A 15,184-nucleotide genomic window follows, 5' to 3' on the forward strand; every position below is an offset into this window, starting at 1 on the left:
CGCCGTCGGCGTAGCGATCACCGCGCGGAACGGCCGATTCCGGGGTCAGCGCCACCGGTTCGCCGCCCGGTGCGAGCCGGTACAGGCGCTGGTCGGCCCAGTCGGTGAACCACAGCACGCCGTCGCGGACCCACCACGCCGCGCCGCCGTATTCGTGCACCGCCGTGCGCGCGTCCCGGCCCTCGGGCAGCAGATCCGTCACCGTCCCGTCGGCGGCGCGGCGCACGATCTGGGTCCGCCCGCCCTCGCCGGGCCTGCCCTCGGACCAGTAGACGTCCGTGCCGTCCACCCGCACCTCCCCGAGTCGCACCGCCGCGGCGACGACGTGTTCGGAGGTGAGGGCAGTCGGCCAGGACCCGAAGGGCAGTTCGGTGGAAGTCACCCGGCTCAGGCTAGTCGGGGCGGGATCAGACCCGTTCGAGCACCGCCGACGCGCCGATGCCGCCCGCGGCGCAGATCCCCAGCAGCGCGGTCGATTTGCCGGTGCGGGCCAACTCGTTGGCGACGGTGGTGACCATGCGCGCGCCGGTGGCGCCGAACGGGTGACCCAGCGACACCGAACCGCCGTGCACGTTGAGCCGATCGATGTCGACCTCGCCGACCGCCGTGTCGCGGTCGAGGCGGGTCTTGGCCCATTCGTCGCTGCCCAGCGCGCTCAGCACCGCCAGGGTCTGCGCGGCGAACGCCTCGTGGATGTCGACCAGGTCGACCTCGCCCAGGCTCAGCCCCGCCTTGTCCAGCGCGCGCGGCATGGAGATCGCGGGACCGATGAGCACCTGGTCGGTGGGGTCGACCGAGACGTAGCTCCAGGACCGGAAGGCGGCCAGCGGCTTGTAGCCCAGCGCCCGCGCGGCCTGCTCGCTCATCAGCAGCACCGCGGACGCGCCGTCGGTGAGCGGGCTGGCGTTGCCCGCGGTGACGGTGCCGTTCTCGGCGAAGACCGGCTTCAGTTTCGCCAACTTCTCGACGCTGGCGCCCGCGCGGACGAGTCCGTCGCGGTCGATCTCCACGCCCTCGGGGGTGCGCACCCGCAGCACCTCGTCGTCGAAGCGGCCGGATTCGATCGCGGCGGCGGCGCGCTGGTGCGAGCGCGCGGCGAAGGCGTCCTGGTCGGCGCGGGAGATGCCGTGGATGCGCGCCATCTTCTCGGCCGATTCGCCCATCACCTCGCCGGTGGTGCGCTCGGCGATCTTGGGCCGGGTGGGCAGGATGTCGGTGAAGGGGGCGAGTTGGCGCAGCGCCGAGACGTAGTCCTTGGGCTTGGGCTTGCCCAGGGCGATCGGGGCGCCCGCGTGCACGATCTTCTGCGGCAGTTTCACTTCGGCGTTGCTGGTGGAGTCGCTGCCGCCGGCGATCATGATGTCGTATTCGCCGCGTTCGATCGCGGCGACGGCCGAGGTGACCGCCTGCAATCCCGACGCGCACGCCCTGGTGACGGTGTAGCCCTCGCAGCCGGCGTCGAGCCCCAGGTCCAGGGCGATCTCGCGCGCGATGTTGGGGGCCGCGCTGGGCAGGATCACCCCGCCCCACACGATGGCCTGCACCTGACCGGCGGGCAGCGCGGTGCGTTCGAGCAGTCCGCGCACGGCGGCGTCGGCCAGTGCGATGGAATCCATTCGGGTGTAGTCGGTGAACGCCCGCAGGAACGGGGTCCGAGCACCGGAGACGACGACGGCACGGCGAGCGCCCTTGGTAGCCATGGGGATTCCTTTCGAGAGACCTGCCCCACAAACTTACCGCGAGGTAAGTTCCAGGTCCACGGGGTGGCGCGGGTAACCGCCGGGTGCGTCGTTCGACGCGCCCGGCGATCCCCCCACCGCACCCACCCCGACCCGAGACGCGCCGCACGACTCAGCGATCCCCTCCGAATCCGCTGAGCCGGACTGCCGCGTTCTCGCACGACGAAGCCGCTCATCCCGGCGAACGCCCCTGCTCGCCCCGGAATCCCGACGCGGTCGGTGGGCTTCGGCGCAGCAGTACAGTAGCAATATTTCTACAAACTTTTCAAATCTTTTCGATTAACTTGCCATCCAGTTGCCAGACCTCTACGCTGAGGCCCACTATGCAAAGCACTTCGGAGCTGTCGCGGCAGAAGCGCTTCGGCCGGATCATCAGAGAGCGGCGGGATCAACTCGGCCTCACCCAGATGCAGATCGGCGACCTGGGGGGACCCTCGGCTCCGACGATCCGCAAGATCGAGGACGGCGACGCCGCGATCAGCATCCACACGCTCAACAAACTCGACGCGCCGCTGAGGTGGCGGCCGGGCAGCGCGGCGCGCACCTACGCGGGCGGCAGCCCGACCGAGGAACACGTCGAACAGCGCGACGACGAATCGATCGTCTCCGGCCCCGACTCGATCCGCTTCGAGCTCTCCGACCTCACGGCGCTGCTCGCCGCCTCCGGCCGACTCACCGACGCCGTCGAACTCGGCGCCGTCGACCCGCGCATCGCCGCGGCCATCGCCGACCTCAACGGCGTCGTGTCGCGCCTGTCGGCCCGCTACGCCACCGCCATGCTCGAACGCAACGGCGGACCGGGACGCGATCTGCATCCGCTGGTCGAGATGGCCTTCGCCCACTTGCTCGAGGTGCCCGTCGCGGCGGGCGAACCGGACGAGATCGAGGAACGGCGCTACCGACGCTGGCTGGCCAGTCGCGTCACCGACATCGACGCGAGCACCGAGGCCCGCTTCCGCAGCCGATGGCTGGCCGCGCACGGCACATCGAGAAACGGCAGACAGTAGTGAAGATGGTGATGGACATGACCGACAGCACGCGCAACGGTCTGGAGCTCAGCGACAAGATCAACCGCCTTTTCGAGACCATGCGGCCGCGGTCGGCGCCGCAGCGCAGCACCTCCTCGGTGGCCGAACAGGTCAGCGGCGCGCTGCGCCGCGCGATCCCCACCGATCACATCGACCGCATGCGCGCGGGCGCGTTCGACGACCGCGCGACCGAAGCGGCCGAACCGGAGGTCCTGGCCGCCATCGCCCAGTGTTTCGGCGTCAAACCGGATTACCTGACCACCACCGGGCCCTCGGCGGCGGCCATCGACCGCGAACTGGAACTGCTCGCCACCATGCGCGACGCCAACGTCGCCAGCATCGCGCTGCGCGGTTCCGAGGTGGACCCGGCCCGGCTGGCCCGACTGATCCAGAGCACCGAAGACGTCCCGCCGACGAGTCGGTAGCATCGTCACCTACACGGGGGGCGTAGCGCCGAACAGTTGTAGGAGATCGCGTCGCATGGCCGGTATGGACACCCGGTTCCGGGAACTGTCCCGGGAAGTCCCCCTTCCGCAACCCTGGGATCTGACCGCCTATCTCGCGGCGGTCGCCGACTATCGCGACCGTCCCATCACCTTGCATCCGGTCGACACCGCCGTCCTGGTCGGCACCGGCTGCGGCACCGGCAGCGGGCTGTGGATCGCCAAGAAGGACAGCGACGTCATCGTCTACGGCGCGGACGCCACCGAATGGCACGCCGAACACATCGTCGCCCACGAACTCGGGCACATGCTGCTCGGCCACGGCCCGGCCCCCGACCGGGACGCCGACCTGCCCAACGCCGAAACCCTCGCTGCCGTCACCGAATTGCTGCCCTCCATCGCCCCGGAGTCCATCCGGCACGTGCTGGGCCGCACCGACTACGGCAGCATGCGCGAACGCGACGCCGAGACCTTCGCCGACATGGTGATGTTGCAGGCGATGCGCTCCCAGCGCCGCGACTCGCTGCTGCACCGGACCTTCTTCCGCGACCGGCGGCACTAGCCGCCCGATACACGGCGAGGCCCGGCCGCGCGACGCGGGCCGGGCCTCGGTGTCGAGGTGTCAGGTCAGGCGGATCAGCCCGTAGTCGAAGGCATGCCTGCGATACACGACCGACGGACGATCGGTCGCGCGGTCGTGGAAGAGGAAGAAGTCGTGACCGACGAGCTCCATCTGGTAGAGGGCGTCGTCGACCGACATCGGGGTCGCGGAGTGCACTTTGGTGCGCACGATGTGGCCGGGACCGGCCTCGTAGTCCGGCGACAGCGCCGATGTGTCGGCGCGCTCGCCCGGGTGCGTGTGGGCGGCGTCGCCGTTGGTGAGCGCGAACAGGTGATCGTCGACCAGATCGGCGGTCGCCTCGGCGACCGAGACCGGGGTCTTCTCCCCGTAGTGCACCCGCCTGCGGTCCTTGGTGCGACGAAGGCGACTCTCCAACTTGGAGGTCACCGACTCCAGCGCGGCGTAGAAACTGTCCGCGCACGCCTCGGCGCGAACCACGGGACCCTTACCGCGCGCGGTGATCTCGACGCGCTGGCAACTCTTGCGTTGACGACGGTTGCGTTCGTGGAACAGTTCGACGTCGAAGAGGAAGATCGACGGATCGAAGCGTTCCAGACGGGAAAGCTTCTCCGCGACGTAGACGCGGAAATGATCGGGCACCTCGACGTTGCGGCCCTTGACCACGACGTCCGCGCGCGGGGCCTTGGGCTCCCGCTCCGCCTCGGGTGACTCGGCTGATTCGAACGTGCCCGTGTCGAGCATCGAAGGATCTTGCACTGAAGGTCGTGAAGAAGTCGTCACGCGTACCTCCCGGATCTGGCCGCACGGCCTGATTCCCGTGCGGCGGGGTCGATCCGCGCCGAGCGAGTTCTGATCCGGCCGAACCTGATGACCGGTGGACCCGTCGTGGTCACTCCTGGGGCATGTCCGCCCTGCTCACGTCGGGGAATCGCACGGCACGAAGTTGTCCGTTGCGCCACCTCCCAACTCCCGGTTCGGTGTGTGTCCGCGACGGTAGTACGCCGACGGGCAGTCCGCCAGTTTTCACGCGAATTTTCCCGAGTCAAGCGGCGCAGGTCACCAGCACGACATCCGGGCGGGCTCCCGCGCGGGTCAGCGCGCGTACCGATTCGCGCGCGGTGGCCCCGGTCGTCGCCACATCGTCGAGCAGGACTACCTCGACGTTCGCGCACGTCGGCCAGGGTGGCCGCCACCCGGGCGACACCCGGACCCGACCCTGCAGATTGCGGCGGCGTTGCGTCGAGGTCAACCCGACCGAGTCGCGGACCCCCGGCGAGAGGCACAGGATCGGAAGCACCTGGCTATCACTCAGCCACCGCGCCGCGGCGTGCGCCGCGCGCAGGACCGGATCGCCGCCGCGCCGCCGAGCCGCCGCACGGCGACTCGGCGCCGGAATCAGCGCCAGAGCGCTTCCGGGCGTGCGCATCCCGGACAGCGCCGCGGCCGTGGCCCGGCCGATCGGCTCGGCCAGATCGCGGCGACCGCGCTCCTTGGCCGCGAGCACCGCACGTCGCGCGGGACCGGCGTAGGGCGCCAGCGCCCAGCAGGGCACGCCCGGGTCCAGCCGGGGACGGATACGGATCGGTCCCGCGTCCAACGCGCGGGCGCATTCGGAGCACCAGGCGAGGCCGGGCAGGCCGCAGCCACCGCAGGACAGCGGCAGGACGAGGTCGAGCAAGGTGCGCATCGCCCGAGTGTGCACCCGGGCACCGACATCCCGGTTCGGCCGTGCTCCGATACCCCGTCCGGCCCGGGCTGGACATCTCAGCCCCGCCCGAACACCGGCATCCCGGCCCGAACTCCGGCACCTCGGTCCCGCCCGGGCACCGACACCTCAGCCCGGCAGCACCGGGACGGCGTTCTCCCCCAGTCCGGGGACCTCGCGCCAGTACGGTTCGCCGCCGTCGGGGTTGCTGGTCAGTTCCAGCACCGCACGCGAATCCGCGACGTACTGGTGTTCCAGCGAGACGCTGACCGAGCGCACCGGCGGAGTCAGGTTGCGTCCGGTCAGCGGCAGCAGGCCCGACCCGTCGATCTGCACGGTGCGCACCGGGTCGACATTGCCTTGGAAGGCGATGAAGATCGTGTCGCCGCCGAGCCAGTTCACCGACACCGCGGGCGTGCCGACGTCCACGGCCACCGGGATCGGCGAGTTCAGGGCGTACTTGCCGTCCGGTTTGCGGACCGCGACGGCGACGTAGACCTTGCCGTCGGCGATCAGCACCGCGCGCACGCCTGCCCGCGAGATCCGCACCTCGGTGATCGGCAGGCGCAGCCCTTCCGAGCCCGAGGTCAGGCCGGAGATGTCGACGTCCTCGAGCGAGACCGTGCCGGTGCCGCGGTCGTTGACCACCCGGATGACCCGCTCGCCGTCGATGACCGCCCACGCCGCACTGCCGTCGGCGGTCCAGGAGGGTCTGCTGATCGTGGTGCCCTCGGCCACGGGGAACTGGGTGCCGCCGTAGTTGCCGACCATCAGCGTGCGCGGCGGTTCCGGGGCCGGGCGGCCCGCGTCGGCCACCGCGGCGACGAACTGGCCGTCAGGGGTCAGCGCCGCCGACTGGAGGTTGCTGACCGCGCCGAAGTAGCCGGGCGCGGGCTGGATGCCGTCGGCGTCGACCTCGACCAGCGACCCCTGGCGCAGCGCGTGCAGGCCGACGCGGTTCTGGGCGATGAATTCCGGGCTCAACTGCTGGACGTCGGCCGCCGACCACCCGTTGGCGGCGTAGCGGTCGTCGAGCGGACGCCCGTCGGCGAGCAGGACGTACGGACCGAGGATGTCGGCCCTTGCCAAGGTCAGCACCACCTGGGCGGCCAGCAGTTCGCGGTCGCGTGGGGCCAGCGCCGAGGCCCCCGCGAAATCGATCCTGACCCCGCCGAGACCGACGCCGACCTCTTCGGGGTCGCCGTTGGCCTTGGTGATCGGCCCGCGCAGCGACACCGGGGGCGCGAGATTGTTGCGGACCACGGGAGCCAGGCCGGGCTGCGGCCCCTCGACCAGCAGCGTCATCAGGCGCTGAGTCAGCTGGTTCTTGGGCGAGGACACCCAGCGCAGGTCCGGCACCACCGCCGACCCGGACTGTTCGGCGAAGTAGAGCATGTAGCGGCGATAGGACTTGGCGAAGGCCGTCTCGTCCATCACCACGCCGTCGGGCAGATCCGCGATCCGCCACTCCCCGCCGACCTTGCTCATCTCGATCTTGTACTCCAGCGGCGGACCCTCGATGGCCCGGTACGCACCGTCCGGCGCGATTTCGGCGACCCGCTGCGCGCGGATGCGGTAGGTCGCGGTGTCCTCGGCCCTGGACTCGAGCAGTGTGTCGGGCCGGTCGACGATCACCGTGCTGGTGGTGTCGTCCCACCGGGCGTCGGCCGCCGGGGTCAGGTACTGCCGGGCGGCCGCGTGCCGGTTGGCCGGATCGGCGGTGGCCTGGAGGAAATCGCGCAGCAGCAGGCCGGGATCGCGGCCGAGCGCGGGCGGAACCGGCCCTTCGGAGGTCGGTTCCTGGTTGATGGTGCCCAACGCTTGCGGGGCCGAGGACTCCGGCAGGCTCGCGCACCCGCCCAGCATCGCGACGACCAGCGCCAGCACCCCGAGCAACAGCGGGTGACGACGCGAGAGTCGGACAGACACGGTCATGACTGTACGTCCCCGGATTCGCGCACCCGTCCGCCGCCGTCGGGCCCGGCGGTGTCGCCTTCGCCCGTTCGCCCGGCCTCCGGCGCGGTGCCGTTGCTCCCGGCCTCGGGGGTCTCGGGGGTGTCCGGGTGGTGCGGGAACGGGACCGCCGCGACATCCGGGGATTCGGCGGGCTCCGGATCGGCCGGGCGCGTCGACTTGCGCGACATCGGCTCCAGCGGCAGCGGGCTCGCGCCCATCCTGCGGCCGCGCACCAGCGGCAACGTCAACCGGAAGCTCGCGCCGACGCCGAGTTCGCCCCACGCCTCCAACCGGCCTTCGTGCAGGTTGGCGTCCTCGACGCTGATCGACAGGCCCAGCCCCGTACCGCCCGAGCGCCGCATCCGCGACGGGTCCGACCGCCAGAACCGGTTGAAGACCAGCTTCTCCTCGCCGGGACGCAGGCCGACGCCCTGATCGCGGACCACCACGGCCACCGCGTTGACCTCGCCGTCCCCGCGCATCCGGATCAGCACCGGCTTGCCCTCGCTGTGATCGATGGCGTTGGCGAGCAGATTACGCAGCACCCGCTCCACGCGGCGCGGATCGACCTCGGCGACCAGCGGGTCCTCCGGCAGGTCGACGACCACTTCGATACCGGCGTCCTTGGCCAGGTGCCGCACCGTGGTGATCGCGGCCCGCGCGCACATGCGCACGTCCAGCGATTCGATCTGCAATTCGGCCACACCCGCGTCGTGTCGACTGATCTCCAGCAGATCGTTGAGCAGACCCTCGAATCGGTCCAATTCGGTCACGAGCAATTCCGCGCTGCGCGCCAGAGCCGGATCGAGTTCGTCGCTGCTGCTGTGGATCAGATCCGCCGCCATCCGCACCGTGGTCAACGGCGTGCGCAATTCATGGCTGACATCGGAGGTGAACCGACGTTGCAGATTGCCGAATTCCTCCAGTTGGGTGATCTGGTTCGACAGGCTCTCGGCCATTTCGTTGAACGCCTGCGCCAGCCGGGCCATGTCGTCCTCGCCGCGCACCAACATGCGTTCCTTGAGCCTGCCGTCGGCGAAACGGCTGGCGATGCGCGCGGCCGAGCGGATCGGCAACACCACCTGACGGGTCACCAGCGCCGTGATCGCGGCCAGCAGGACCAGCAGCACCAAGCCGCCGATCATCATGGTGCCGCGCATCAGCGCCAGGCTGCGTTCCTCGTTGGCCAGCGGGAAGACCAGGTACATCTCCAGCGTGGGGATCTCCGCGCTGGGACTGCCGATGATCAGCGCGCGCCCGTGGTAGCCGTCGGGATCGGCGACCGTCGCGAACTGGTAGCTGACCTGGTTGCGCTGCACGAACCGGCGCAGCTCGTCGGGGATCTCCGAGATCGGGCCCACCGAGATCTGCTGCTGCGGCGTGCCGCCGACGATGCTCAGCGCCGAATCGAAACTGCCCGCGACGCCGCTGGATTGACCGGTGCCGCCGCGATTGGACAGCGCGTTGCGGGCATCGGCGAGGCGCTGCTGCTGGGTGCCGATGTCGTGCACGCCCGCGAGCTGACTCTCCACCGTGTTGCGGGCGCGGTCCATCTCCTCGACGGCGGCGTTGATCTTCGCGTCCAACAGCCGGTCGGTGATCTGGCTGGTCAGCACCACCCCGAGGATGGTGATGACGATCAGCGACAGCGTCAACGTCGAGACGATGACCCGCAGTTGCAGCGAACGACGCCACAGATGTCCCAGCGCGGTGCCGACCTCTTTGAACCACGTCGCCACCAACGCCGGTATCCGATCCACGCGACGACCGATCCCACCGTCGGCGCGAGATCGGTCCTGCTCCCCCGCGCGTCCGAGGGACGCTCCTCGCCATCGGTCACGGCGGTCCGGCCTTGTACCCGACTCCGCGAACGGTCAGCACGATCTCGGGGTTCTCCGGGTCCTTCTCGACCTTGGCGCGTAACCGCTGCACGTGCACGTTGACCAGCCGGGTGTCGGCCGCGTGCCGGTAGCCCCAGACCTGTTCGAGCAGCACCTCGCGGGTGAACACCTGGCGCGGCTTGCGGGCCAGCGCCACCAGCAGGTCGAACTCGAGCGGGGTCAGCGAGATCTGCGTGCCCGCCCGGCTGACCTTGTGCGCGGGCACGTCGATGACGATATCCGCGATGGACAGCAGTTCGGCGGGCTCCTCCTCGGTGCGGCGCAGCCGGGCGCGCACCCGGGCCACCAGCTCCTTGGGCTTGAAGGGCTTGACGATGTAGTCGTCGGCCCCCGATTCGAGCCCGAGCACGACGTCGACCGTGTCGGTCTTGGCCGTGAGCATCACGATGGGAACCCCGGAGTCGGCGCGCAGCACGCGGCACACGTCGATGCCGTTCATACCGGGCAGCATCAGGTCGAGCAGCACGAGGTCGGGACGCAATTCGCGCACCGCCGTCAACGCCTGCGTGCCGTCGCCGACCACATGCGGGTCGAACCCTTCCCCGCGCAAGACGATCGTGAGCATCTCCGCGAGCGCCATATCGTCGTCGACGACCAGAATCTTCGGCTTCATAATTACTATGTTGTCATCTCCCAGGCCAGGATCGGGCCGCCACGCCATTAATGGTGCGAACCCGCCGCACATCCAACCTTATCCGGCAACAAATTCGGCTAAACGCGCGGTCAGCGATCTCGGATCGTCATCGGAACCGAATACCCACCACGGCCCGCGCCAGTTCAGTTCGGCCAGGTCACGATATACCGTCGCCGTTCTATCCTGTAGTCCGCCATCGCGTTCGTAGGCGTCCAGCGCGCGGGCGGCGTCGGCGGCCTCGCGCGAGCGCGCCCGCTCGGCCGCCACCTCGGTCGCGACGTCGAGCAGGACCTGGAGGTCGGGCGCGGGCAGCGCGAAGCGGTCGAACTCCAATTCACCCACCCAGCGCGTGATTTCGCCGTCCGCCGACTCCTTCAGGCGGGCCGCCGAATACGCCGCGTTGGAGGCGACGTAGCGGTCCAGGATGACGATGTCGTTGTCGGCCAGCAGTTTCGACAGCTCCGGCAGCGAATCCGCCCGGTCCAGCGCCCACATCAGCGCCATCGCGTACACCGAGTCGAGCAGATCGCCGTGCCTGCCGCGCAGCGCCTCCGCGCCCAGATCGGCGTACACCGAACCGCCGTAGCGCGGGAAGGCCAGCGTCGCGACCCGCGCGCCGCCGGCACGCAGACCCGCCGCGACGCCGTCGATCAGCGTTCGCTTGCCCGCTCCGTCGAGCCCCTCGACCGATACCAGCGCTCCCATGCCGTGCAGGTTACAGGCGTGCCGGGACGATTCCCGCGAGACCCCGACCGCTTCTCGGCGAATACGGTCGCCGGGCACCTCGGGACACGGGTGTGCCCCGCCGGGCGGACCCGGCGGGGCACACGCGAGGTTCGGGACTCAGTACCGGTAGTGATCCGGCTTGTACGGGCCCTCGACGTCGACGCCGATGTACTCGGCCTGATCCTTGGTGAGCTTGGTCAGCTCGCCACCCAGCGCCTCGACGTGGATGCGGGCGACCTTCTCGTCCAGGTGCTTGGGCAGGCGGTAGACCTCGTTGTCGTACTCTTCCGGCTTGGTCCACAGCTCGATCTGCGCGATGACCTGGTTGGAGAAGCTGTTCGACATCACGAACGACGGGTGGCCGGTCGCGTTGCCGAGGTTGAGCAGACGCCCCTCCGACAGCACGATGATCGCCTTGCCGGACTCACCGAAGGTCCACAGGTCGACCTGCGGCTTGATGGTCAGCCGGGTGGCGCCCGAACGCTCCAGGGCGGCCATGTCGATCTCGTTGTCGAAGTGGCCGATATTGCCCAGGATGGCCTGGTTCTTCATCGCCTTCATGTGCTCGAGGGTGATGATGTCCTTGTTGCCGGTCGAGGTGATGACGATGTCGGCCTCGCCGATCGCCTTCTCCACGGTGACCACGTCGTAGCCGTCCATCAGCGCCTGCAACGCGTTGATCGGGTCGATTTCGGTGACCTGCACCCGCGCGCCCTGTCCGGCAAGCGATTCCGCGCAGCCCTTGCCCACATCGCCGTAGCCGCAGATCAATACCTTCTTGCCGCCGATGAGTACATCGGTGCCGCGGTTGATGCCGTCGATCAGCGAGTGGCGGGTGCCGTACTTGTTGTCGAACTTGGACTTGGTGACCGAGTCGTTGACGTTGATCGCCGGGAACACCAGTTCACCGGCCGCGGCGAACTGGTACAGGCGCAGCACGCCGGTGGTGGTCTCCTCGGTGACGCCCTTGACCGATTCGGCGATCGCGCCCCACTTGCCCTTGTCGGTCTCGAAGCGCTCGCGCAGCAGGTTCAGGAAGACCTTGTACTCGGCGGAGTGGTTCTCGTCCTCGGGCGGCACGGTGCCCGCCTTCTCGAACTGCGCGCCGCGCAGCACCAGCATGGTGGCGTCGCCGCCGTCGTCGAGGATCATGTTGGCGGGCTCGTTCGGCCAGGTGAGCATCTGCTCGGCGGCCCACCAGTACTCCTCGAGGGTCTCGCCCTTCCAGGCGAAGACCGGGGTGCCCGAGGGGGCGTCGACGGTGCCGTGCGGCCCGACGACGACCGCCGCGGCGGCGTGGTCCTGGGTGGAGAAGATGTTGCACGAGGCCCAGCGCACCTGCGCGCCGAGGGCGACCAAGGTCTCGATCAGCACCGCGGTCTGCACGGTCATGTGCAGAGATCCGGAGATCCGCGCGCCCTGCAACGGCAGGACCTCCGCGTATTCGCGGCGCAGCGCCATCAGACCGGGCATCTCGTGTTCGGCCAACCGGATCTCGTTGCGGCCGAACTCGGCCAGCGACAGATCCGCCACCTTGTAGTCGACGCCGTTGCGGACATCGGCGGTCAGGGACGTACGTGCGGGAAGTTCTGAGGTTGTCATGCGCCTGGCTCAGCCTCTCGGTGAATGTCGGTTCGTTCAAAGGCTAGTCCGTCCGCCCGTCGGTAAGCCAAGCCGCCGACTGCGGAATCGGACCGGGGCCGCTCAGCCGAAGGGCACGCCCGCGGGCCACAGGCTCGACTGTTCGTCGACCGCGCCCTCCGGGTCGTCGGCGGAGACGCCGTCGCAGACGCCCGCGAGCGCACCGCGCACCTGGGACTCCACCACCGGGATCACCGGCTCGAGGGTGTGGTCGAGTCCGCCGTTGCCGAGCGAGGCGAAGGGGGTGATCCGGCACTGTCCGCCGTCGAGACGGCCGTCGGTCCATTCGCGCTCGCTGCGGATCGAGTAGTAGGCGGTGCGGCCGGGGGTGTCGTCGCCCGTGTTGAGGGCGGTCATGAATTCGGTGCCGGGGCAGACCTCGGCCCCGACCGGTTGACCGCACGCGCCGGGCGAGCCGTATTGCGGCGCGCCGATGGCGACGTAGGTCGCGATCCGGTCCGCGCCGCCGAGTTCGCGCAGGTAGTAACGGCTGCTGACCGCGCCGACACTGTGGGTGACGAGCGCGACCGGCACGCCGGGATGGTCCGCGCGCGCGGCGTCGACGGCCGTGGCGACCGCATCCGCGTCGGCGACCATGTCGAAACCGCGCAGGTCCAGGACGCGGGTGGCGTAGCCGTCGGCGCGCAACGCGGCGGCCAGTGGTTGGTAGGGCAGCGCGCCGATGGACTGACCGGGGACGACCAGCACGACGCCGCGCGGGGTTTCGGCGGCGTGGGCGGTGGGCTCGGCGAGCGGGGTGGCGACCGCCGCGGCGGCGACGGCGAGCACCGACATCCTGGACAACATTAGCGCAGCCTAACCTAACCGCACTCGACCGTCAGACCGTGGCCCCGTGCTCGGCGAGCAACCTGCCACGCTTGCGCGGCTGGATGTTGGCCTTGGTGATGTCGCCGTCGTAGTGCGCCAGCACCCGCTTGTCCATCACGGCCCGCCACACCCGCGGCACGGCCGCCAGCACGATCATGGCCGCGTACCCGGCGGGCAGTTGCGGGGCCTGCGTGGAGGTGCGCAGCGTCTGATAGCGCCTGCCCGGATTGGCGTGATGATCGCTGTGCCGCTGGAGATGGAACAGGAAGATGTTGGTGACCAGGCGATCACTGTTCCAACTGTCGCGCGGCGAGCAGCGCCGGTACAGGCCGTTGGGCCGCCGCTCGCGCAGCAGTCCGTAGTGCTCGACGTAGTTGACCGTCTCCAACAGCCCGAACCCGATCACCGCCTGCAACAGCAGCCACGGCAGCACCGCGATCCCGAACAGCGCGATCAGCCCGCCGAACAGCACCGCCGTCATCGACCAGGCTTGCAGGATGTGGTTGTGCGGACTCCACCACCGACGACCCTGCCGGGCCAGTCGGAGGCGTTCGAGGGTGACGGCCGAGCGGAACCCGCCCACGACACTGCGCGGCAGGAACTCCCACAGCGTCTCGCCCAGGCGCGCGCTGGCCGGATCCTCCGGGGTGGCGACGCGCGCGTGGTGCCCGCGGTTGTGTTCGACGAAGAAGTGGCCGTAACCGGACTGCGCGAGCGCGATCTTGGCCAGCCAGCGCTCCAGACTCTCGACCCGGTGCCCCAGTTCGTGGGCGGCGTTGATGCCGATGCCGCTGACGAATCCGAGGGTGGCGGCCAACCCGAGTTTGTCCACGACGCTCAGATCGTCGCCCGCCCACATCGCGGCGGCGATGACCAGGCCGATCAGCTGGATCGGCAGGAACAGGTAGGTGCACCACCGGTAGTAGCGGTCGTTGGAGAGCACCTCGTAGTCCTCGTCGCGGGGATTGGTGCCGTCCTCGCCCACGAGAACATCCAGCACCGGGATCACGACGAGCACGATGATCGGGCCGATCCACCAGAAGATCTCCAGATCGGTGTGCAACACCAACTGCGAGGGCAGCAGCGCGCAGGCGGGAGCAATCAGACCGAGCACCCACAGGTGGCGTTTGGGATCGGGGGAACCCGACCGTTTGCCCTCTGATTGCACGTTTGCCCCGCTACTCCATTACGCCGACTTCGTTGCGACACCATACATACAGCGTTTCGGTTCGTTACACACTCTCTAGAACGAGAAACGTGGTGTCTGTTACAAGCGGCCTGGTCGGTTTTTGGAATCCTTCACAGGTGACGCGAGGCACGGCATGTGCCCGGCTACCGGCGAGAGCCCCTCAGGAACCCTGTTGGGACCGCGCCCGCGCCGCCAGGATCGACTCCACATAGGGCGCCAGCAACTCGCTGAGCTCGACAGGGGCATTACGCCCCGGCCCCGGCGGCGTCGGGATGTAACTCAACGCGATCCGCACCAACGCGTGCGCCAACACCTCGGATTCGGCCCGGGTGGCATCCACCCAGCTGTTCTCGAACGCCGTCGCCAACCGCTCGGTCGCGTGGTCCAGCAGCGGGGCGGCGTCCAAGGTGATCAACCGCAGCAGGTCGAGTTTCACCTCGCCCGCCAGCAGCGAACGCACCAGCGGGTCGGTGGCCGCGTCCAGGAAGAAGCCGGCCAGCCCCTCCCGGAACGCGGCCCGCGCGTCGCCGACGTTGCCGTCGATCGCGGTGTGCACGTGGTCGACCAGATCGTCGGCCAGGCGCAGCGCGTACGCCTGCGCCAGACCGGCCCGCGAGCCGAATTCGTTGTAGAGGGTCTGCCTGCTCACGCCCGCCCTGGTCGCCACGTCACCCAGGGTGATCTTGGCCCAGTCGCGTTCGGTGAGCAGTTCGCGCACGGCGTCCAGGACCGAGGTGCGCAACAACACCCGCGCGGCTTCCTGGTAGGGAACCCTCGGTCCGGGACGCGGCATACCCGCGACATTGTCACG

Annotated in this window: 14 protein-coding genes and 1 pseudogene; 3 read left to right on the top strand and 12 right to left on the bottom strand. The window is 69.5% G+C overall.

What is annotated here, in order from left to right; translation table 11 throughout:
* Both ON30_RS21160 and ON30_RS21165 read right to left on the bottom strand, forming a co-directional pair.
* Window positions 1-382 (bottom strand): annotated as a pseudogene (locus ON30_RS21160) (S9 family peptidase); the annotation flags it as partial.
* 25 nt (window positions 383-407) lie between these two features.
* Entirely contained in the window at window positions 408-1,700 is a 1,293-nt protein-coding gene (locus tag ON30_RS21165) for an acetyl-CoA C-acyltransferase (protein ID WP_040709479.1), read from the bottom strand.
* Between the two features lie 362 nt (window positions 1,701-2,062).
* Between ON30_RS21165 and ON30_RS21170 the strand changes: the two genes are divergently transcribed.
* The 3 genes from ON30_RS21170 to ON30_RS21180 are packed head-to-tail and all read left to right on the top strand — an operon-like array spanning window position 2,063 to window position 3,772.
* Complete coding sequence (locus ON30_RS21170) at window positions 2,063-2,746, top strand: helix-turn-helix domain-containing protein (protein WP_051029695.1); 684 nt, start codon at window positions 2,063-2,065, stop codon at window positions 2,744-2,746.
* Between the two features lie 17 nt (window positions 2,747-2,763).
* A complete protein-coding gene (locus ON30_RS21175; protein ID WP_157183802.1) occupies window positions 2,764-3,192 on the top strand; it encodes a hypothetical protein in 429 nt (142 codons plus the stop codon).
* Between the two features lie 55 nt (window positions 3,193-3,247).
* Window positions 3,248-3,772, top strand: a complete 525-nt coding sequence (locus tag ON30_RS21180) for a zinc metalloprotease (protein ID WP_040709483.1) — start codon at window positions 3,248-3,250, stop codon at window positions 3,770-3,772.
* Window positions 3,773-3,832: 60 nt separating this feature from the next.
* On the opposite strand, the gene hpf is transcribed toward ON30_RS21180, so the two are convergent.
* The 10 genes from hpf to ON30_RS21230 all read right to left on the bottom strand — a co-directional run bounded on the left by hpf (window position 3,833) and on the right by ON30_RS21230 (window position 15,166).
* Complete coding sequence (gene hpf / locus ON30_RS21185; RefSeq protein ID WP_040709485.1) at window positions 3,833-4,534, bottom strand: ribosome hibernation-promoting factor, HPF/YfiA family; 702 nt, start codon at window positions 4,532-4,534, stop codon at window positions 3,833-3,835.
* Between the two features lie 301 nt (window positions 4,535-4,835).
* On the bottom strand, window positions 4,836-5,480 hold the full coding sequence (locus ON30_RS21190) for a ComF family protein (protein ID WP_040709486.1): 645 nt from the start codon (window positions 5,478-5,480) through the stop codon (window positions 4,836-4,838).
* A 147-nt stretch (window positions 5,481-5,627) separates the two neighbouring features.
* A complete protein-coding gene (gene lpqB, locus ON30_RS21195) occupies window positions 5,628-7,433 on the bottom strand; it encodes an MtrAB system accessory lipoprotein LpqB (protein WP_040709487.1) in 1,806 nt (601 codons plus the stop codon).
* Window positions 7,430-9,214, bottom strand: a complete 1,785-nt coding sequence (gene mtrB / locus ON30_RS21200) for an MtrAB system histidine kinase MtrB (protein ID WP_373282599.1) — start codon at window positions 9,212-9,214, stop codon at window positions 7,430-7,432. The genes lpqB and mtrB overlap by 4 nt, the downstream gene beginning before the upstream one ends.
* Window positions 9,215-9,290: 76 nt before the next feature.
* Entirely contained in the window at window positions 9,291-9,968 is a 678-nt protein-coding gene (gene mtrA, locus ON30_RS21205; RefSeq protein WP_040709488.1) for an MtrAB system response regulator MtrA, read from the bottom strand.
* 78 nt (window positions 9,969-10,046) lie between these two features.
* Window positions 10,047-10,694 carry a dTMP kinase gene (locus tag ON30_RS21210; protein WP_040709489.1) on the bottom strand — a complete coding sequence of 216 codons (648 nt, stop codon included), beginning with the start codon at window positions 10,692-10,694 and terminating at the stop codon, window positions 10,047-10,049.
* A gap of 138 nt (window positions 10,695-10,832) precedes the next feature.
* The gene (gene ahcY / locus ON30_RS21215) at window positions 10,833-12,317 is read right to left on the bottom strand and encodes an adenosylhomocysteinase (protein WP_040709490.1); all 1,485 of its coding nucleotides are present in this window, start codon (window positions 12,315-12,317) and stop codon (window positions 10,833-10,835) included.
* Window positions 12,318-12,419: 102 nt separating this feature from the next.
* Window positions 12,420-13,163 (bottom strand): esterase/lipase family protein, encoded by a 744-nt coding sequence (locus ON30_RS21220; protein ID WP_245554149.1) that lies wholly within the window; start codon window positions 13,161-13,163, stop codon window positions 12,420-12,422.
* A 31-nt stretch (window positions 13,164-13,194) separates the two neighbouring features.
* Window positions 13,195-14,352 (bottom strand): alkane 1-monooxygenase, encoded by a 1,158-nt coding sequence (locus ON30_RS21225; RefSeq protein ID WP_040709491.1) that lies wholly within the window; start codon window positions 14,350-14,352, stop codon window positions 13,195-13,197.
* Between the two features lie 181 nt (window positions 14,353-14,533).
* Window positions 14,534-15,166 carry a TetR/AcrR family transcriptional regulator gene (locus ON30_RS21230; protein ID WP_040709494.1) on the bottom strand — a complete coding sequence of 211 codons (633 nt, stop codon included), beginning with the start codon at window positions 15,164-15,166 and terminating at the stop codon, window positions 14,534-14,536.
* Window positions 15,167-15,184 lie beyond the last annotated feature (18 nt).

Origin of the sequence: Nocardia takedensis NBRC 100417 (genome assembly GCF_000308695.1) — a bacterium.
Classification (GTDB): Bacteria; Actinomycetota; Actinomycetes; order Mycobacteriales; family Mycobacteriaceae; genus Nocardia; species Nocardia takedensis.